The 227-nt window shown below is 64.3% G+C and carries 1 pseudogene; it reads right to left on the reverse strand.

Going from position 1 to position 227, the window contains the following annotated elements:
* Positions 1–227 (reverse strand): annotated as a pseudogene (locus tag HJV72_RS20575) (Rpn family recombination-promoting nuclease/putative transposase); the annotation flags it as partial.

Genomic DNA, 227 nt, shown 5'->3' on the forward strand with positions numbered 1-227 from the left:
CCTTCCGGACCCGGTCGTGGATGCGGCGGATGCGTTCGCTCCCGGCATGTTCCGCCGCCTCGTCCGTCGTATGCTCCACGTAGTGCAGGAACTCTGCCAGCTCCTGTGAGACCTCATCGTCATTCGTTCCACGGGTGTTCAGGAAGATCCGGGTCGCACCGTCTTCGAGGACGCATCCCGGCTCTTCCTCGCACACGGCCCGGAAGGTGTACCGGTACTTCCCGCAG

Origin of the sequence: Extibacter sp. GGCC_0201, from assembly GCF_017566055.1 — a bacterium.
GTDB lineage: Bacteria > Bacillota > Clostridia > Lachnospirales > Lachnospiraceae > Extibacter.